Here is a 19,133-nt window from a genome sequence, read left to right on the forward strand (position 1 = left end):
CGGCGTGGCTTACTGCTTCGGAAGGGCTTACGGTGTCCAACTCAGCCGCAACCACCCCCAAACGTCCGCTTCGCGTCGCCATCGTGGGCGCCGGTCCCGCCGGCGTGTATGCCGCCGACATCCTGACCAAGTCCAACGAGGTCAAGGACGGGGACGTGGAGGTCAGCATCGATCTCTTTGAGGCGTACCCTGCGCCTTATGGGCTGATCCGCTACGGCGTGGCGCCGGACCACCCCCGTATCAAGGGCATCGTCAACGCCCTGCACAAGGTGCTGGACAGGGGCGACATTCGTTTCCTGGGCAACGTCACCTACGGCAGGGATCTGACGCTTCACGATTTCCGTGCTTTCTATGACGCCGTGATCTTCTCCACGGGGGCCATCAAGGACGCGGACCTAAACATCCCGGGCATCGGGTTGGAAGGGTCCTTCGGCGGAGCCGATTTTGTTTCCTGGTATGACGGGCACCCGGACGTTCCCCGGGATTGGCCGCTGGACGCCAAGGAGATTGCCGTCATCGGCAACGGCAACGTTGCCCTTGATGTGGCTCGCATGCTGGTCAAGCACCCCGATGAGCTGCTGGTCACCGAGATCCCCGAAAACGTCTACGAGGGCTTGAAGAAGTCGCCTGTTACCGACGTCCACGTGTTTGGGCGCCGCGGTCCTGCGCAGGTTAAATTCACCCCGCTGGAATTGCGGGAGCTGTCCCACTGCAACGACGTCGACATTGTCCTGTACCCGGAGGACTTCGAGTTTGATGAAGCCTCCGATGAGGCAATCCGTACCAACAACCAGATCAAGACCATGGTCAACACCATGACCAACTGGCTGGTGGAAGAACACGCGGAATCCGAGCAGCCATCCTCGCGCCGTCTGCACTTGCACTTCCTGCACAGCCCCGTGGAAATCCTGGACTCGCCGGAAACTCCCGGCAAGGTTTCCGGCATCAAGTTCGAGCGGATGCAACTGGATGGAACCGGCAACGTCAAGGGCACCGGTGAATTCCTGGAGTACCCGGTGCAGTCCGTCTACCGCGCGATCGGCTACCACGGCTCGCCGCTTCAGGAGCTTCCGTACGATGCCCGCCGCGGTGTCATACCGAACGACGGCGGTCGCGTCCTGGACGCCGACGGCAAGCCCGTGCCGGGAATCTACGCCACTGGCTGGATCAAGCGTGGACCTGTAGGCCTGATCGGTCATACCAAGGGCGATGCACTGGAGACGATCGGCTGTCTCCTCGAGGACCGGCTCACGTTGCCGCCAGCAGAGAACCCGGACCCCCAGGCCATCATCGATCTCCTTGAAGAACGCGGCATCGAATACACCACCTGGGAGGGGTGGAACCGCCTGGATGCCCACGAGGCCGCCCTCGGTGCCGCCTGGTCCAAGTCGGAGTCCGAATCCGGCAACGGCAACGGTGTGATCCGGGAACGCATCAAGGTAGTCCCGCGTGAGGAAATGATCCAGATCTCGCGTGGCTAGCCCTTGGGTTTGTGTACACCGAACGTCCTCGCAAAAGGCGTCAGCTGTACACAAACTCCATTCCTGGAACTAGACTTTCGGGTACTGTGCCGCCAAGCACATGCACGCAGCGCACTGTCGCTGCGAATTACCGGGGAGTTCGATGAGGAATCCAATCCATCCGCCTGTTCCAGGCACCGAAGCCGGAAGGCTGCTGCAGAAGCGCGCCCTGGCTAGCCATGAACAATTGGATATGCTGCGGGCCGGGACTCCCGAGGAAATCTTGGGCCTCCGGCGTTTGGTGCGTGAGTCCTGGCAGCGTTCGGCCACTCTGCTGGCCAATCCTGATATCCCTGAAGCGCCGCTTGCGATGGACCGCGACGAACTGGAGGACTACCGCCGCCAACACCCGCTGGCAGCGATCATGCCGGTGATCAGGAAGTTGCTGGTCCAGCCCAGCCATGACAGTGGGTTGCTCGTGGCGGTGGGGGACGACGTCGGGCGGCTCCTGTGGGTGGATGGCGATCCAGTCATGCAGCGCAGGGCCGAGGGGATGATGTTCGTTGCGGGCGCCGATTGGTCTGAAGCCTCAGTGGGTACAAGTGCTCCCGGGACGGCGCTCGCCCTGGATCGGAGCATCCAGATCTCCGGGGCCGAGCATTTCAAGAGATCAGTTCACCCATGGAGTTGTACTGCTGTTCCCTTCCATGACCCGGATTCCGGTGCCGTGCTGGGCGTCGTGGACATCACTGGAACCGAGACTGCAGTGGCCCCGCACACGGTATCCCTGGTGGAAGCGACCGTTGCGGCTGCACAGGCGCAGTTGCGCATCGAGCGTCTCCAGTTGGCTGCTGCCGTACGGGAAAAACCGCGACGCCGGAGCTCAGGCTCTGCTTCCAGCCACACTCTTTACCGGAACAGCCTGCAGTTGCTAGGCCGGGATCAGGCCCTTCTCAGCATTGATGGCCGGACGGTTTCCTTGTCCGCCCGCCACAGCGAAATCCTGGCTATCCTCTGCAGCGAACCGGCCGGCCTCAGCGCGGACGACCTCTGCGCGCAGCTTTACCCCGGAGATGGCTCGGGAGTGACTTTACGGGCGGAAATGGTGCGGCTGCGCAAAGTTCTCCATGAGCTCAGCCCCGGCGCGGTGCCCGAATCGCGACCCTACCGCTTGCCCGTTGAGTTGCTTCCCGATTCAGGCCAGGTGCTCAGTTGCCTGCAGCGCGGAGCCCACCGTATTGCCTTGGAGATCTACAAAGGCGCAGTCCTGCCGCGCTCGGAGGCGCCCGGCGTCGTGCAGTTGCGTGAGCGGGTTTCGCATCTGCTGCGGGAAGCGCTCCTCAGCGACGGCAGCGTTGATTCGCTCCTGAAGTACGCTGAGCTGCCCGAGGCGAAGTACGACGTCGAACTCCGCCTTGCCGTCCTGAAGCTGCTGCCGCCGCGCTCACCCAAGCGTGCCGCCGTCGTGGCCGACCTTGAACGGATCGACACGGAACTCAAAGCGTGAGCTGACTCACATGATTGCAACGTAGCTGCAACCTGCCCGCTCCTAGGCTCGAATCAATGGCGACAGCCCACCGTGATTCGCAGCAAAGGAGCTAGCAATGACCGTTTATGCACAGCCGGGTGCCGAGGGTTCGAAGGTCACCTTCAAGGACCGGTACGAGAACTGGATCGGCGGGGAATGGGTTGCTCCCGTCAAGGGCGCCTACTTCGAAAACATCACGCCCGTCACAGGCAAGGCTTTCTGCGAAGTTGCCCGTGGCACATCCGAGGACATCGAACTGGCACTCGACGCCGCGCACAAGGTCGCGCCATCCTGGGGCAAGACGTCAGCGACAGAACGCGCCGCGATTCTGAACAAGATCGCAGACCGCATAGACGAGAACGTTGAGCTGCTCGCCGTTGCTGAGACATGGGACAACGGCAAGCCCGTCCGCGAGACGCTCAACGCGGACATTCCCCTGGCTGCCGATCACTTCCGCTACTTCGCTTCGGCTGTCCGTGCCCAGGAGGGCCACCTTTCGCAACTGGATGACGACACCACCGCCTACCACTTCAAAGAACCACTGGGCGTGGTGGGCCAGATCATCCCCTGGAACTTCCCCATCCTCATGGCCGTGTGGAAGCTGGCCCCCGCGCTCGCCGCCGGGAACGCCGTCGTGCTTAAGCCAGCGGAGCAGACGCCAACGTCGATCCTGGTACTGATGGAATTGATCGCTGACTTGCTGCCCGCAGGCGTAGTGAACGTCGTCAATGGTTTCGGCGTCGAGGCCGGAAAGCCACTGGCTTCCAGCCCCCGTATCCGCAAGATCGCCTTCACGGGCGAGACCACCACCGGCCGGCTTATCAGCCAGTACGCGTCCAACAACCTCATCCCCGTCACCCTGGAACTTGGCGGCAAGAGCCCCAACATCTTCTTCGACGACGTCGCAGCCCAGAATGACGCGTTCTACGACAAAGCACAGGAGGGCTTTACGCTCTTCGCCTTCAACCAGGGCGAGGTTTGCACCTGCCCGTCACGTGCCTTGGTCCAGGAGGGGATATACGACTCGTTCATGGCTGACGCCGTAGCCCGCACCAACAAGATCATCCAGGGCAACCCGCTGGACACGGATACCCAGATCGGTGCCCAGGCTTCCAACGACCAGCTGGAGAAGATCCTCTCCTACATCGACATTGGAAAGCAGGAAGGTGCCAAAGTCCTCACGGGCGGCGCGCGGGCCGAGCTGTCCGGCGACCTTGCCGGCGGCTACTACGTCCAGCCCACGATTTTCGAAGGCCACAACCGGATGCGGATCTTCCAGGAGGAGATCTTCGGCCCTGTGGTCTCCGTGACCAGGTTCAGCGACTACAACGACGCAATCGGCATCGCCAATGACACCTTGTATGGCCTTGGTGCCGGGGTGTGGTCGCGCAACGGAAATGTCGCCTACCGCGCGGGCCGGGAAATCCAGGCCGGCCGCGTGTGGGTCAACAACTACCACGCCTACCCGGCCGGTGCCGCCTTCGGTGGCTACAAGTCCTCAGGCATCGGCCGTGAAAACCACGCCATGATGCTGGACCACTACCAGCAGACCAAGAACCTCCTGGTCAGCTACAACGAGAACAAACTCGGCTTCTTCTAAACCCGTCCTGTTCATCGATCAAAGGAGATCGTCAATGTCCGCAACCATGCAAGCTGCAGTAGTCACTGAATTCGGAACCGACCTTACGGTCAAGGAAGTGGAAAGGCCGACGCCGGGTCCCGGCCAGGCGCTGGTCCGCCTCATTACCTCGGGAGTTTGCCACACCGACCTCCACGCCGCCGAAGGCGACTGGCCGGTCAAGCCGACCCCACCGTTCATTCCCGGGCATGAAGGTGTGGGTGAAGTCGTCGCTCTGGGTGAGGGTGTCACGGACGTTGCCGTTGGCGACCTCGTGGGGAACGCCTGGCTGTGGTCCGCCTGTGGGGACTGCCAGTACTGCCGCACCGGCTGGGAAACCTTGTGTGAGTCCCAGCAGAACGGTGGTTATAGCGTGGACGGCTCGTTCGGCGAGTACATGCTGGTGGACACGCGCTTTGCTGCCCGCATCCCGGAAGGCTCGGACCCGGTGGAAGTCGCGCCCGTTCTTTGCGCCGGGGTTACGGTCTATAAGGGCTTGAAGATGACGGAGGCCAGGCCCGGTCAGTGGGTCACCATATCCGGCATCGGGGGCCTGGGCCACATCGCGGTCCAGTATGCGGTGGCCATGGGGCTCCGGGTCGCGGCAGTGGACATTGCCGACGACAAGTTGGCGCTTGCTCGTGAACACGGCGCCGAGGTAACGGTCAATGCACTCCACGAGGATCCGGCGGAGGTCATCCAGCGCGAGACCGGTGGCTGCCACGGTGTCCTGGTGACGGCGGTCCACCCTTCTGCTTTCGGGCAAGCGATCGGCATGGCACGTCGTGGCGGAACCATCGTGTTCAATGGTTTGCCGCCGGGCGACTTCCCGGCGCCGATCTTCGAGATCGTCCTCAAGGGACTCACCGTCCGGGGATCGATTGTGGGTACCCGCCAGGATCTTGAGGAAGCGCTGGAGTTCTATGCCCAGGGCAAGATCAAGCCAACGGTCTCCACCCGGGAACTCTCCGAAGTCAACGCGGTCTTTGACGAGATGAAGCACGCCAAGATCGATGGCCGAGTGGTTCTGAAGTTCTGATGGACCACCCCGTGTTGGAAGCCACGGTGACGCTGCCCGGGGAGGATTTCTCCCGGGTGGCGCTCACCGCGGCCTCTGTCGAACTGTTGCGGAAGCTCTGGGAGCAGCATGGACCGCTCATGTTCCATCAATCCGGTGGCTGCTGCGACGGCTCCGCTCCCATGTGCTACCCGGCGGGGGAGTTCCTCACTGGTGATTCGGATGTGCTCCTGGGCCGGTTCGATATCAGTGCCGGCTTCGGAACCGGAGCGGACCAGGATCCCAAGCCCCTCGAGTTCTGGATGTCCAGGGAACAGTTCGCGTACTGGTCCCACACCCATCTGACTGTTGACGCGGTCCCGGGACGGGGAGGCGGCTTCTCTGTAGAGTCCCCGGAGGGGAAGCGGTTCCTGATCCGCTCCACCATCATGGACTGGGACGTACAGGGTGTTTAGTGGTGTGACGGGGGCTACTCGCCTCCGTCACACCAGTCACATCAGTAACGCGGGCTCAGCGACCGTCTCACTATCTGGGATAAATATGGTCGTCCACTGACCGGACACTATTCTTGATGAGTCCTATACAACCCCCATCCAGAATGTGGCATTTTTATGAACATTTTCAGGACCAAGTCGATCGAGCAGTCGATCGCCGACGCCGACGAGCCCGGGCGCAAGCTGAAGCGAAGCCTCAGTACCTGGGACCTGATGATCATGGGTGTCGCCGTCGCTGTCGGTGCCGGTATCTTCTCCGTTGGCGCCAAGGCTGCTGCAAACTTTGCCGGCCCGGCCGTCACCATCTCCTTTGCCATCGCAGCCGTCACGTGCGCCTTGGCCATCATGTGCTATGCCGAATTCGCCACGGCAATCCCCGTGGCAGGTTCGGCCTACGTGTTCACTTACGCCACCATGGGCGAGGTGCTCGCGTGGATCATTGGATGGAACCTCATCCTCGAACTCTTCACGGCGGCCGCGGTGATCGCCAAGTACTGGGGCATCTACCTCAGCAAAGTCTTCGCCCTGATGGGCCTGGATATCCCGCCAGCGCTCAGCTTGGGCGGCGTGGACCTCTATTGGGGCGCCTTCCTCATTGTCGCGATCTTCACGGTGCTGCTGGTGCTGGGGACGAAGTTGTCCGCCCGTGTTGGCAACATCTTCACTTTGATCAAGATTGCCGTAGTGCTGTTCGTGATCGTCGTGGGCTTCAGCTACGTGAAGTTCTCCAACTACACCCCCTTCATTCCCGCTTCCGAGCCAACTTCCGGAACGGGTGCCGCCGATGTCATGAAGCAGTCCTTCTTCGGCTTCCTGACCGGTGCTGCTCCTGCCCAGTACGGTACTTTGGGCATTTTCGCAGGTGCTGCCCTGGTGTTCTTCGCCTTCATTGGCTTTGACGTTGTTGCAACCTCCGCGGAAGAGGTCAAGAACCCGCAGAAGACTCTGCCCCGCGGTATTTTCGGGGGCCTGGCAGTGGTCACGCTGCTCTACATCCTCGTCTCCCTCGCTTTGACCGGCATGGTCTCCTACACCCAGCTGGCTGAGGAAAAGAACCCCACATTGACCACGGCTTTCGAGGCCGTAGGCAACAACGATGCCGCCAAGGTCATTGCGTTCGGATCCTTGGTGGGCCTGACCACGGTGATCATGGTGCTGCTCATGGGCCTTTCCAGGGTGGTTTTGGCCATGAGCCGCGACGGGCTGCTGCCGCGGTCCCTGTCAAAGACCAGCGCGAAGCGCTCCACGCCTGCACGCCTGCAGATCATTTGTGGTGCAGCAGTGGCACTGGTGGCCGGGTTGACCAACGTGGATCTCCTTGAGGAAATGATCAACATTGGAACGCTGTCCGCGTTCGTGATGGTCAGCCTGGGAATCCTGGTGCTGCGCAAGAAGCGTCCGGACCTCAAGCCCGCGTTCCGGGTCCCGTTCGGCAAGGTCCTGCCATGGGTGTCTGCCATCCTGTGCATCTACCTCATGACCAACCTGGCAGTCGAAACCTGGATCTTCTTTGCGATCTGGCTGGTCATCGGCATGCTCATCTACTTCTCCTACGGGCAGCGCCACTCGCGGCTCAACGAGAAGTTCGCCTCAGCCAGGTCAGCCGCTAATGGCGGTTCTGCAACCCCCGCGGTCAAGGGCGACGAGGACGAAGACTCCTTTACCAAGGTCTAAACCAATCCCGGCCGCTTGTCAGACAGCTGGCTGGAATCACCGTCGAAAGCGCTCGGGAACTGCAATTCCCGGGCGCTTTTGGTGTTAACGGGCGGCCTTGGTGTTTCCGGGCGCCTTGGCGCTCACGGGCGCTGTCTGACGGCGGATCTCGCGCTCTTCCTGGGAGGACCAAATCCTACGGCGCAGCGTGCTTCCCAACCCACTCCACCAGCGGCCTCAGCACTTCCCACCGGTCAGCGATCTCCTGTTTTGCGGACGGCGTGGAGAGCCATTCCGGCTCACCAACCTCAACGCCGGCAGACAAGGACTTGTGCTTAAGGAGCTCGGCGCGTGGATGGTCTTTGTCAAAGCCCCGCGGAACGGTCTTGAGCTTCTCGCCCTGGATGGCGAAACCCGCTGCGGCAACTGAGTCCACAATCTGCTGCAGTTCCCCTCCGCTATCGGGAGCGTCCACAGCCGCCCGGAAGCGTGCCAATTGCGCGGGAGTGTATGAATGGCAGCCGCCGCCGATCAACAGACCGTCGGCACTTACCTGGAGGTAGAACCCGAGGCCTTCCTGCGACGCTGCGAAGGCGCCCTGGGCCGTCTTGTAGGGCGACTTGTCCTGGGAGAACCTGATGTCCCTGTTGGGCCGGAAGATCTTCGCCGGCCCGAACTCAGGCTCCAGCTCCGAAAGGAGGGCCGCCAGCGGCTCCTTGACGGCGGCGTCGTAGGTGTCTTTGTGTTCCAACCACCACTCGCGGTTGTTGTTCTCTTCCAGTTCTTCATAGAAGCGGAAGGCTGCGGACGGAATTCCCTCGAATGTGCTCATGGAAGGATCCTATGGACCGCGGCACCAGAGCAGCCAGAGCCCAGCCCGCCTATGTGGAAAAACAAAGAAGAACACCCCGCTGTGGCGATCCGCAACGGGGTGTTCGACCTGGTACTTACCGGCTCTGATGCTTAGAGCTTGTTGGCTGCTTCGGCGTCGGAAGCGGTCTGGCCTGCACCGAGGTTGGCGCGCAGCTTGGCGCCGAGTTCGGCGTCAACGTTGGTCCAGTACTGGATGGCGCGTTCCTTGATGTCGGCGCTCTTCACGCCACCCACGGCACCGGTGATGGTGTCCAGCAGGCGGGCCTTGGCGGCGTCGTCGTAGACCTCGCGGTACAGGGTACCGGCCTGGCCGAAGTCGCTGTCCTCGGAGTGGAGGGTGTGCGCGGAGAGGGTGAGCTCGCCGTCGTTCTCCCAGCCACCTGCCGGTGAAGCGGGCTCAACAGCAGCCGGGCCACCAACGGAGTTCGGTGCGTAGACCGGGGTGGAGGGGGCGTTGAACAGGTAACGTCCTGCGCCGTCCTGGCTGTAGTTGTTGACCTGGTTCTTGGGCTGGTTCACCGGGATCTGTGCGTGGTTGGTGCCCACGCGGTAGCGGTGTGCATCGGCGTAGGAGAAGATGCGGGCCTGCAGCATCTTGTCCGGCGAGGCAGCGATGCCCGGTACGAAGTTCGACGGCGCGAAGGTGGCCTGCTCGATCTGCGCGAAGTAGTTTTCCGGGTTCTTGTTCAGCTCCATGGTGCCCACGTGGATCAGCGGGTAGTCCGCGTGCGGCCAGACCTTGGTGAGGTCGAACGGGTTGAAGCGGTACGTCTTGGCGTCCTCGTAGGGCATGACCTGGACGTGCAGTTCCCACGAGGGGAAGTTGCCGGCTTCGATGTTCTCGGAGAGGTCGCGGATGTAGAAGTCTGCATCCGAGCCTGCCAGCTGCTCAGCCTGGTCGCCAGTGATGGTCTTGACGCCCTGGTTGGACTTGAAGTGGTACTTGACCCAGAAGCGCTCACCGGCGGCGTTGATCCACTGGTAGGTGTGCGAGCCGTAGCCCTGCATTTCACGCCAGGAAGCCGGGAGGCCACGGTCGCCCATGAGCCAGGTGACCTGGTGTGCGGATTCGGGGGAGAGGGTCCAGAAGTCCCACTGCATGTCAGCGTCACGCAGGTGGGTACCCGGGAGGCGCTTCTGGGAGTGGATGAAGTCCGGGAACTTGATGCCGTCGCGGATGAAGAACACCGGGGTGTTGTTGCCCACGAGGTCGTAGTTGCCCTCGGAGGTGTAGAACTTCACGGCGAAACCGCGGGGGTCGCGCCAGGTGTCAGGAGAGCCATTCTCGCCGGCAACGGAGGAGAAACGGATCAGCATGTCCGTCTCGACGCCCGGCTGCAGGAACGCTGCCTTGGTGTAGGCCGATACGTCAGAGGTGGTCTTGAACGTACCGAAAGCGCCGCCACCCTTGGCGTGCACTACACGCTCCGGGACCCGCTCGCGGTTGAACTGTGCAAGCTTCTCCACCAGGTAGTGGTCGGTCAGGATGATGGCACCGTCGGCGCCGACGGACTTGGAGTGCGCGTCGGAAGTAACGGGGGCACCTGACTGGGTTGTTGAAATAGCAGTCATTGTTCTCCTTGTTCTTATTTTTGAGTTACGGACGTTTGTTTGGGGAGCTGTTGTTTAGCCTGGCAATCCTGGCAGATGCCCTGATACAGGACGTCTGCGATCTGGATGGTCATGGGCTTGGAATTTTCATCCCAGTGCGGTGTGAGGCACGGTGCGTGTCCCACGGCGCAGTCCACGTCTTCCACGCGGCCGCAACTGATGCAGACGGCGTGGTGGTGGTTGTCGCCAACCCGGGTTTCGTAGAGCGCCGGGGAGTGCGGGGGTTCAAAGCGGCGCAGCATCTGCAGATCCGTGAGGTCGCTGAGCACAACGTAAACGGACTGCGCCGTCAGTTCAGGGAGCTCTTTGCGGGCAGCGGCAAGGATGCCTTCTGCCGGGGAGTGCGGATGGTGCTGGACCGCGGCCAGCACTGCCAGCCGCTGTTTGGTCACACGCCTGCCGTGGGCATGCAGGGCACTGGCCCATGCTTCCTGGTCGGCTGTGTGATCGGTCATGCACCCATTGAAGCACTTATTTTGATCAGTTCACAATAAGGCAAAGCTAACTTCCGGCAAATTAAACAAATCCACCATCGGATTGGCTTCCTCCGCAGCAGATCGACCCACCGCATGGATCCGCAGGGTTGAACCCGGATTCCCGCCTTCGCCCGGACTCCCGCCTTCGCCCGGATCCCCGCCTTCGCCCGGATCCCCGCCTTCGATAGCTACGCAGCTGAAGCCGGTGAGTCCGCTGGTCAACGGCAGGGCACCCAGGGCGCTCCCCATGGCAACGAGCTCCGCTGGAAGGACAGCGGAAATCGCGGCCGCACCGCTGGCGGGCTCAATCACACTGTGATGGCGGGCTGCATCAACAGTCGCCACCCGCGGGAACGGCGCCGGCGGGAACGCCACGGGCGGTAACGGCACTTGGACGGGTACGACGCCGGACGTGGCCGAAGGCGCGGACCCCACCTGACCGGTGGGTGCTTTCGCAACGTTGGCGGCACTGAGCTGGAGAGAATCCCGGATCCGCGCATCTACGATGTCCAGGATGTCCTCAGGCACGGGAACGCGATGGTGGGCCGGCTGCGCGAGTTGGCGTCCCGGCGTCGTGCTTTCCGATTCCCAACGAGCGAAGAGGTGGAACGTGGGCGTGGACGACTCAGCCACCGGCTCGCCGACGGCCGCACCCAAGGGGTGCCACCGGTGGGCGAACATCACGGTGAAACGCTTCGCTCCCAGGACCTCGTCCAAGGCTGCCCTGAGGAGGTTGTGGCAGAACAACCAGTCGGCCGCCGAGGTTTCAGTAAATTCCGTGGAAGGGTCCGAGAGGCGGATCAGCACGTGCCCGGTCGTCAAAGGGTGGCGCGGCCTGGCAATTTCCCAGATGCCCGAGCGGAACAGCAATCGTCGCGACAAGACCATGTGGACTCCTTCCCCCGGGTGAGCCTACCAACCAGTGCGTTACGGTGGGAGACGCACCATGGAAGCCAAACGGACAAGGACGTCACTGGGGTCGCTAGGGTGGCTAGGTGGCGAAACTACTGGCAGACATCACCCCGATCAAGGAGAGCCCGGCATTCCGGCGGCTTTGGCTCGGAGCCTCGGTGGCTGCCATCGGTACCCAGCTCACGTTGGTGGCCGTCAGCTTGGAGGTTTACCGACTGACCCAGGAGAGTTTCTATGTAGGCCTCCTGGGAATCTTCGCGTTGGTTCCGCTGATCATCGCAGGGCTTTACGGCGGCTCCATCTCCGATGCCTACGATCGACGCAAAGTTGCCCTGATCGCATCATTGGTCCTTTGGGTCACCACCGCTGGCCTCGCACTGCAGGCCTGGCTGGAGATCGGCAACATCTGGTTGCTTTACGCATTGGTTGCCATCCAAAGCGGCGCACAAGGCATCAACGGTCCAGCCCGCAGCGCCATCATTCCGCTGCTTGTCCGCAAGGATCTGCTCCCGGCGGCGAATGCGTTGAGCATGCTGACGTTCGGCCTGTCCATGACTGCCGGGCCACTCCTGGCGGGCGTGCTGGTGGCCACGATCGGTTTCGGATGGACCTACACGATCGATGTCATCAGCTTCACTTTTGCCCTGTGGGGCCTTGCCAAACTCCCGCCGCTGCCACCGTCCAAAGATGCCGTCCGGCCGGGGCTTCGCTCCGTGGTGGAGGGCTTCCGGTTCCTTGGCACGCGGCCCAATGTCCGGATGACCTTCATCATTGACCTCATCGCCATGATCTGCGCCCAACCCCGTGCCCTGATGCCTGCAATTGGTGCGGTCATGATTGGCGGTGGTGAAGCAACTGTGGGCCTGCTGTTGGCATCCACGGCCGTGGGAGCCTTCCTGGCGGGCTTGTTTTCCGGTCCCCTTGGCAGGGTGAGGCGCCAGGGCAGCGCCGTGGTGTGGTCGGTGGTCGGATGGGGCGCCTCGATCGCAGGCTTTGGCCTTGTGGTGTTGCTGGCTGGAGATTCGGGCCGCGAGGGCGTAACACCCTGGCTCCTCCCGGCTGCCCTGTGTTGTGCGCTGGCGGGGATTTCCGATTCTGTGAGCGCGGTCTTCCGCACCACCATCCTCCAGGCCGCCACGCCAGACCACCTGCGCGGACGCCTGCAGGGAGTGTTCATCGTGGTGGTCGCAGGAGGCCCTCGAGTGGGGGATATGCTGGCCGGCGGTGTCACACAATTCCTCAGCGAAGGCGGCGTGCTGCTGATCGGCGGAATCGTCTGCATTCTCTTGGCCTGGCTGGCATCGCGCCTGCAGCCGGGCTTCGTCGCGTACGATGCGAAGCATCCGGTGCCCTAGCCGGCAGGGCGGGGCAGGCAGGGTAGGGCGGGGCAGCCCAGGCCTGCCTGCTGCGGAACACGGCGACCGCCGTCGGCGTTAATCAGTAAAGAACTGTTCGCGAGCCAACGAGAGTGGAAGAAGAACCGTGCACAAACACAACAATGGACTCAAGACCGCGGCGCTTTTCGGTGTGCTGTGGGCGGTGTTGTTGGGTTTGGGCGCCATTATCGGAGCCGGTACGCGGAGCACCACCCCCATCTGGATCTTTGCCCTGATCGGGGTAGCCACTACCGCGTACGGATACTGGAACAGCGACAAGATCGCCATCCGCTCCATGGCGGCCTATCCGGTCAGCGAAGCGCAAGCCCCGCAGCTGTACCAGATTGTCCGGGAGCTTTCCGTGCGGGCCAACAAGCCCATGCCGCGGATTTACCTCTCGCCCACCATGACGCCGAACGCTTTCGCTACCGGGCGCAGTCCCAAGAACGCCGCTGTCTGCTGCACCGAGGGAATCCTGCATGTCCTTGATGCCCGCGAACTTCGGGGTGTCCTGGGGCACGAGCTCATGCACGTGTACAACCGGGACATCCTGACGTCGTCCGTGGCGGCTGCCGTGGCGGGCGTGATCACGTCCGTGGGGCAGATGCTGTTGTTCTTCGGTGGCGGGGACCGGCGCAATGCCAACCCGCTCGCGATGATCGCCATGGCGCTGCTGGCGCCGTTCGCGGCCTCACTCATTCAGATGGCGATCTCCCGCACCCGGGAGTACGACGCCGACGAGGACGGTGCCGAGCTGACCGGCGACCCACTGGCGCTCGCCTCGGCGCTGCGCAAGATCGAATCGGGCGTCTCCCAGCTTCCGCTCCCACAGGATCAGCGGCTCGTGAATGCCTCGCACCTCATGATCGCCAATCCGTTCCGTGGCGGTGGCATGCGGCGTTTGTTCTCCACGCACCCGCCCATGAAGGAGCGCATCACCAGGCTTGAGCGGATGGCTGGGCGGCCGCTTTCCTAAGGACGCGGCTTTCCCAGGGCTAAAACGTCGTGAACCCGCTATTCCGTGGTCGGCCAACAACGGAATAGCGGGTTCACGACGTAATAGAGAAATCAGCCTAAGCGAAAAGTCCTTCACCGATGAAGCCGCCCTGCTGGATCCCCGGAGGCACGGCAAAAAGGCCGGAGCCCGTGTGCTTCAGGTATTCCACGGACAACGTATCGCCCTTGGCCAGAGCCAGCTGCATCGGAACGTAGTGGGTCCGCGGATCCTTGACGAACGCGATGAAGAACAGCCCCGCGTCCAGATGCCCGAGTCCGTCTGAGCCGTCGGTGAAGTTGTAGCCGCGGCGAAGCATCCGCACACCCCCGTTCTGGTCGGGGTGGGCCAGGCGGACGTGCGAGTCCAAGGGAATGAGCGGGTCACCGTTGCGGCCCGCGAGCTTGAAATCGGGCGCCGTGAACTCTTCGCCACCGGACAACGGCGCCCCCACGCCCTTCGTCCGCCCTATCAGGCCTTCCTGTTCACGCAGGGACGTCCGGTCCCAGATCTCGATGTGCATCTGGATCCTGCGCGCCACAAGGTAGCTGCCGCCCCTCATCCACTCTTCACTCGGCGAAGCCGGGGAACCTACCCAGACATGTTCATCGAGGAGGGCTTTGTCCTCAACCTTGAGGTTGTTGGTACCGTCCTTGAACCCAAAGAGGTTGCGGGGCGTCACCTGCGCACGGGACGTGGACGACGTACGGCCAAAGCCCAATTGGGACCAGCGGACACGCACCTTTCCGAAACCGATGCGCGCAAGGTTGCGGATGGCGTGAACGGCTACCTGGGGGTCGTCGGCGCAAGCCTGGACCACGATGTCGCCTCCGGTGCGGCCAGGTTGAAGGTCATCACCGGGGAAATGCGGGAGGTCGATCAAGGCTTCGGGCCGGCGACCATCCAAACCGAAGCGCACCCAGCCGTTCTTCTCGAACAGCCCTGCGCCGAAACCGAAGGTCAACGTCAATTTCGCGGCGGCCAGGTCCAGCGCCTCACCGGTGTCTTCCGGCGGGGCTTCGTAAGGGCCGTCGACGGCGCCGGTCGCACCCGTCGTGCGGCCCGCTGTCATAGCCTCAGCCGCAGCAGTCCAATCCTTCAGGAGCTTGATCAGCTCTTTCCGGTCCTCCGTGGTGACATCGAACGCAGCCATGTGAAGGCGGTCCTGGGCCGGGGTGGTGATGCCGGCCTGATGCTCGCCGAAGAAGGGAACAACAGCATCCCCTGCGTCGGATTCCGCAGCCGATGCAGCACCGGCCGTGACCAGGTCGTGGCCCAGGAAACCTGCGGCGAGGCCAGCGACTGCGCCAGCGCCGCCCACTCCGGCAAGGGAAAGAAGGCCACGGCGGGACAGCCGGGAGGTGCCGGCGGTTGCCGGCGCACCGCCGTCGGACGTCCCCGTGGAGCGTTCGACGCCGGTCGCCTCGCCGGCGCGGGCTGAAGCGTCAGCCTCACTACGATTCACATTCAATGGCTGTCCGGCACCTGGAGCCTCCGGGGCTTCGCCGGTGTGCCCGTAGGGGCAGCCGGTCACAGCACGACAGCCGAGGTGAGCTTGGACAGTGGCTCGCCCAAGGAATCGACCAAGGCGGCGAGCTGCTGGATCTGATCCTGGCTCAGCTCGTTGTAGTAGGAGAAGCCATCGCCCTTGGCGTGCTTCTTGAGCTCGGCCTGGAGGGCTGCGAACTTCTCGTCCAAGGACTTGGCGAGCTCGGCGTCTTTTTGCTCCAGGGCCGGCTTCAGGCTCTCGAAAGCGATGCGGGCGCCGTCCACGTTGGCCTGGAAATCCCAGAGGTCGGTGTGCGACCAGATCTCTTCCTCGCCCGTCACCTTACCCGTGGCAACCTCATCGAGGAGCTCCTTGGCGCCGTTGCCCAGCTTGTCTGCCGTCAACTCCACTGTGCGGGTACGCGTTGCGAGGTCTGCAGTATCTGCAACCAGCTGGGTCGATATCGCGCTACGTTCGGCCGGGGTCATGGCGGTGTAGTCCGCAGGCGGGAACAAGTCCTTCTCTGCGCGGTGCCATCCGGTCCATTCCTGGCCGGGCTCGAGATCGGCCTCGCGTGCATCAAGCTTGGGATCGAGATCGCCAAACGATTCTGCAACGGGCTCGATCCGCTCCCAGTGCATGCGGGTTGCGGCATACAGTTCACGGGCCTTTGCGGCATCGCCGGCTGCGAAGGCATCTGCAAAGGCCTTGGTGCCCGTGACGAGTTGCTCCGTTTGGTCCTTGACGTAGGCGGCATACTGCTGGGAGCCGGTCTCAAGAAGTTTTTGGAAATCGGCGTCCGCGCTCGGCTTGTTTCCGGACTCTGTGACCTCAAACGAAGCCCGGATTCCATCGCCCTGCATACCCGGCTTGCAGGCGGTGTTGTACTTGCCTGCAGGAGCGGTGACCACCAGGTTCCGGGTAATTCCAGGCCCGATGTTTTCCACTTCGCCGATGATCCGCAAACCGTCCTCGGCCAGCAGGTAGAACTCGGTGACCTCGGTGCCTTCGTTCTTCACGGCAAACGTCAGGTTGCCGCTGGGGGCAGTACCTGTGGAGACCTTGCATTCATTCGCGGTGCTGCTGACCTGGATCGGCCCATCTGTGGCCGCCGTGGTTTTTGTATTGTCAGTGCAGCCCACCAGAACCATGGGGACGGCCGCAGCCACACCGATGACGGTGAGGGTCCTGCGAAGCTTCGGGGAAGTGGAGGGGGCCAGGAACGTGCCAAGCATGGGGGTCCTTTGGGTTGTGGGAACGCGCGGGGTGCGAGGCCTGCGCGCGGGTTGGGGGTGCGGGATGTTACGGCTGAACAGTGTTTACGGCTGAACAGTGATTACTGCTGAACAGTGTTTACTGCTGAACCGTAGTTACTGCTGAACGGTACTTATTGCTGGACGGCGACTGCGGGCTTCGCGGCCGTCGTCTTCGCTGCCGCCGCCGGAGGATGGGAACGGTTGGCCCGGATGTACAGGAACAGGACCGGGATGACGTAAAGCAGCCATGCTGCTGCTTCCAGCCACGTGGTGGCCGGGGAGAAGTTCAGTGTGCCCTTCAGCAATGTTCCGTACCACGACGACGGCGGAACCGCAGCTGAGAGGTCGAAGGCCAGGCTATGCAGGCCGGGAAGGATGCCGGCTTCCTGGAGATCGTGGATGCCATAAGCAAGGACGCCGCCGGCAATGACGATGAGTCCCACTCCAGTCCAGGTGAAGAAGCGGCCCAGGTTGACTTTGAGGACGCCGCGGTGAAGCAGGTATCCGAGGCCGGCAGCCGTCAGGAGTCCAAGCAGGGCGCCGAGGAGGGGGAACGTGGTTTCGCCGGTGGCTTGCGCCGCCGCCCAAATGAAGAGCGCCGTTTCAAGTCCTTCCCGGCCCACGGCCAGTGCCGCAACAAGCACGAGGCCCCATGCGGCGCCGTCGGCTGCTTTATCCACGTGGGACCTGAGGTCGCTGCCGAGGCTGCGGGCGGTGCGCGCCATCCAGAAGACCATCCAGGTTACGAGGCCGACGGCAACAATGGACAGCCCTCCGCCGATCGCTTCCTGGGCCTCGAAGGTGAGGCCCCGTGGGCCGAACGTGAGAAGAGCGCCGAAACCGAGGGAGATGGCAATGGCCAGCCCGACGCCGGCCCAGAGCCGGGGGAGCAGCGACTGCCTGCCGCTCTTGATGAGGTAGGCCATCAGGAGGACCACGATGAGCGAGGCCTCGAGGCCTTCACGCAGGCCTATCAGGAAGTTGGCGGTCATGTGCGTTTCTTTCACTCAGGGGAGCCATACTTAGGCTTGCCTAATGATGAAGAATACTGCCGCAGTACGATTACGCAAAAAGTTTGTGCCCTAATGTCCCCTGTCATTACGACAATCGATGTAGTCATGCCACAAAAAACCGGGATCCAGCGCCCTGAGCGGCGCCGGACCCCGGCTTTTATGACGCTGGCGGTGCAGCGTCCGCAGCCTAGCTGCGGAAGTTCACGAACTGCAGGTCTGCCTCTTCGAACTTCTTGAGGATGTTCATGGTTTCCTGCAGGTCATCGCGGGACTTGGAGGTGACACGAAGCTCGTCGCCCTGGATCTGGGACTTGACGGACTTGGGCGCTTCGTCGCGGATGATCTTGTTGATCTTCTTGGCGATGTCCTGTGCGATGCCCTCCTTGATGGTGCACTCCAGCCGGAATTCCTTGCCGGAGGGGTAGGGCTCGCCCTGGTCCAGGGACTTCAGGGAGATGCCACGCTTGATGAGCTTGGACTGGAAGACGTCCAGGACGGCGAGGACGCGATCCTCCGAGTTGGCTTTCATTAGGATCTTTTCGCCGCTGAAGTCAATTTCCGCGCCGACTCCCTTGAAGTCGTAGCGCTGCGCGATTTCCTTCTGGGATTGGTTGAGCGCGTTGGCGACCTCTTGCTTGTCTACCTTGCTGACGACGTCGAATGTTGATTCGCCTGCCATGACTCTCCTTAGGTTGGGGGCCCGGTAAGGGCGGTTTGTCTGCCATCCAGCCTAGTACGGAAGGCGCGGGATGGGGCCGTGGATAACTTTCACAGTTCGCTCACAGCACATGCTTGGTTGGAACCGAGGTGGATCTTTGAGAGTTGTACCAGTTGGAAGAGCCCATCCCCGGAGGTAAGCATGAGCCACAAAGCCGTCCACTACGTCACGAAGTCCGCATCGGCGGCAGCCGGTTCGATCGGTACGGCAGCGGCAGCCGCGGCGAGTGCGGTGGCAGCGGTGACCGTGGCGGCGTCGATCGTCCTGAGCCCGGTGCCGGATGCGGCCTCGCGGATGGACGGCGTTCATGCGGATTTGCAGCGCGCGGTGGAACTCAACCAAATCACGGCTGAGCAAGCAGAAAAGTTTGAAGCGAAACTGGCTGGCCGGATCCTCGGAGAAGCCTGAAATACAGGCCATTCCGGCGTGTCCGCTCTCGATTAGATTCTTGGCCGGAAGTTCTGTAAGGTTGTCTCTGCCTTCGGTTACCGGATCGAAAAGAAACGGTCTCCGGAAGTGATCTTCTTTTGAAGTTCGGCAGATTACCCGAGCGGCCAAAGGGGGCTGACTGTAAATCAGCTGGCAACGCCTACGGGGGTTCGAATCCCTCATCTGCCACCCAAGGGAAATCCCCGGAACCATCA

17 protein-coding genes and 1 tRNA gene are annotated in these 19,133 nt (G+C 62.5%); 10 read left to right on the forward strand and 8 right to left on the reverse strand.

The genetic code is table 11. The annotated features are described in order from the left end of the window. Positions 1 to 32 precede the first annotated feature (32 nt). From J2Y41_RS01705 to J2Y41_RS01730, 6 genes are all read left to right on the forward strand, one after another. Positions 33 to 1,481 (forward strand): FAD-dependent oxidoreductase, encoded by a 1,449-nt coding sequence (locus tag J2Y41_RS01705; RefSeq protein WP_224088438.1) that lies wholly within the window; start codon positions 33 to 35, stop codon positions 1,479 to 1,481. Positions 1,482 to 1,623: 142 nt separating this feature from the next. Further along, positions 1,624 to 2,967, forward strand: a complete 1,344-nt coding sequence (locus J2Y41_RS01710) for a GAF domain-containing protein (protein WP_309925627.1) — start codon at positions 1,624 to 1,626, stop codon at positions 2,965 to 2,967. 97 nt (positions 2,968 to 3,064) lie between these two features. Continuing rightward, complete coding sequence (locus J2Y41_RS01715) at positions 3,065 to 4,588, forward strand: aldehyde dehydrogenase family protein (protein ID WP_309925629.1); 1,524 nt, start codon at positions 3,065 to 3,067, stop codon at positions 4,586 to 4,588. A 34-nt stretch (positions 4,589 to 4,622) separates the two neighbouring features. Continuing rightward, on the forward strand, positions 4,623 to 5,645 hold the full coding sequence (gene adhP / locus J2Y41_RS01720; protein ID WP_309925631.1) for an alcohol dehydrogenase AdhP: 1,023 nt from the start codon (positions 4,623 to 4,625) through the stop codon (positions 5,643 to 5,645). After that, positions 5,645 to 6,079, forward strand: coding sequence for a DUF779 domain-containing protein (locus J2Y41_RS01725; protein WP_309925633.1), 435 nt, complete (start codon positions 5,645 to 5,647; stop codon positions 6,077 to 6,079). Before adhP ends, J2Y41_RS01725 begins: the two co-directional genes overlap by 1 nt. Positions 6,080 to 6,235: 156 nt before the next feature. After that, positions 6,236 to 7,792 (forward strand): amino acid permease, encoded by a 1,557-nt coding sequence (locus tag J2Y41_RS01730; RefSeq protein ID WP_309925635.1) that lies wholly within the window; start codon positions 6,236 to 6,238, stop codon positions 7,790 to 7,792. Between the two features lie 175 nt (positions 7,793 to 7,967). Here J2Y41_RS01730 and J2Y41_RS01735 read toward each other — a convergent pair whose 3' ends face one another. From J2Y41_RS01735 to J2Y41_RS01750, 4 genes are all read right to left on the reverse strand, one after another. Next, complete coding sequence (locus J2Y41_RS01735) at positions 7,968 to 8,603, reverse strand: DUF2461 domain-containing protein (RefSeq protein ID WP_309925638.1); 636 nt, start codon at positions 8,601 to 8,603, stop codon at positions 7,968 to 7,970. A 131-nt stretch (positions 8,604 to 8,734) separates the two neighbouring features. Then, positions 8,735 to 10,216, reverse strand: a complete 1,482-nt coding sequence (locus J2Y41_RS01740) for a catalase (protein WP_224088432.1) — start codon at positions 10,214 to 10,216, stop codon at positions 8,735 to 8,737. Positions 10,217 to 10,230: 14 nt separating this feature from the next. Next, positions 10,231 to 10,710 (reverse strand): Fur family transcriptional regulator, encoded by a 480-nt coding sequence (locus tag J2Y41_RS01745; RefSeq protein WP_224088431.1) that lies wholly within the window; start codon positions 10,708 to 10,710, stop codon positions 10,231 to 10,233. A 30-nt stretch (positions 10,711 to 10,740) separates the two neighbouring features. Beyond that, the gene (locus J2Y41_RS01750) at positions 10,741 to 11,619 is read right to left on the reverse strand and encodes a hypothetical protein (RefSeq protein ID WP_309925643.1); all 879 of its coding nucleotides are present in this window, start codon (positions 11,617 to 11,619) and stop codon (positions 10,741 to 10,743) included. Between the two features lie 107 nt (positions 11,620 to 11,726). On the opposite strand from J2Y41_RS01750, the gene J2Y41_RS01755 reads away from it, so the two are divergent. Then, entirely contained in the window at positions 11,727 to 12,998 is a 1,272-nt protein-coding gene (locus J2Y41_RS01755) for an MFS transporter (protein ID WP_309925645.1), read from the forward strand. A gap of 127 nt (positions 12,999 to 13,125) precedes the next feature. Beyond that, positions 13,126 to 13,995, forward strand: a complete 870-nt coding sequence (gene htpX, locus J2Y41_RS01760; RefSeq protein ID WP_309925647.1) for a zinc metalloprotease HtpX — start codon at positions 13,126 to 13,128, stop codon at positions 13,993 to 13,995. A gap of 97 nt (positions 13,996 to 14,092) precedes the next feature. Here the strand turns inward: htpX and efeB are convergent, their stop codons facing one another. The 4 genes from efeB to J2Y41_RS01780 all read right to left on the reverse strand — a co-directional run bounded on the left by efeB (position 14,093) and on the right by J2Y41_RS01780 (position 18,450). Next, positions 14,093 to 15,547 (reverse strand): iron uptake transporter deferrochelatase/peroxidase subunit, encoded by a 1,455-nt coding sequence (efeB, locus tag J2Y41_RS01765; RefSeq protein ID WP_396133424.1) that lies wholly within the window; start codon positions 15,545 to 15,547, stop codon positions 14,093 to 14,095. Further along, complete coding sequence (gene efeO, locus J2Y41_RS01770) at positions 15,544 to 16,737, reverse strand: iron uptake system protein EfeO (RefSeq protein ID WP_309925651.1); 1,194 nt, start codon at positions 16,735 to 16,737, stop codon at positions 15,544 to 15,546. Before efeO ends, efeB begins: the two co-directional genes overlap by 4 nt. 152 nt (positions 16,738 to 16,889) lie before the next feature. Beyond that, the gene (gene efeU, locus J2Y41_RS01775) at positions 16,890 to 17,750 is read right to left on the reverse strand and encodes an iron uptake transporter permease EfeU (protein ID WP_309925653.1); all 861 of its coding nucleotides are present in this window, start codon (positions 17,748 to 17,750) and stop codon (positions 16,890 to 16,892) included. A 208-nt stretch (positions 17,751 to 17,958) separates the two neighbouring features. Beyond that, positions 17,959 to 18,450, reverse strand: a complete 492-nt coding sequence (locus tag J2Y41_RS01780) for a YajQ family cyclic di-GMP-binding protein (RefSeq protein WP_018776783.1) — start codon at positions 18,448 to 18,450, stop codon at positions 17,959 to 17,961. A gap of 180 nt (positions 18,451 to 18,630) precedes the next feature. Here J2Y41_RS01780 and J2Y41_RS01785 point away from each other — a divergent pair, with 180 nt between their 5' ends. Then, positions 18,631 to 18,897, forward strand: coding sequence for a hypothetical protein (locus tag J2Y41_RS01785; protein ID WP_216925007.1), 267 nt, complete (start codon positions 18,631 to 18,633; stop codon positions 18,895 to 18,897). Positions 18,898 to 19,025: 128 nt separating this feature from the next. Next, positions 19,026 to 19,107: transfer RNA gene (locus tag J2Y41_RS01790), tRNA-Tyr, on the forward strand. The last annotated feature ends 26 nt before the right edge of the window (positions 19,108 to 19,133 follow it).

The sequence above is a fragment of the Arthrobacter sp. 1088 genome (assembly GCF_031455315.1).
GTDB lineage: Bacteria > Actinomycetota > Actinomycetes > Actinomycetales > Micrococcaceae > Arthrobacter.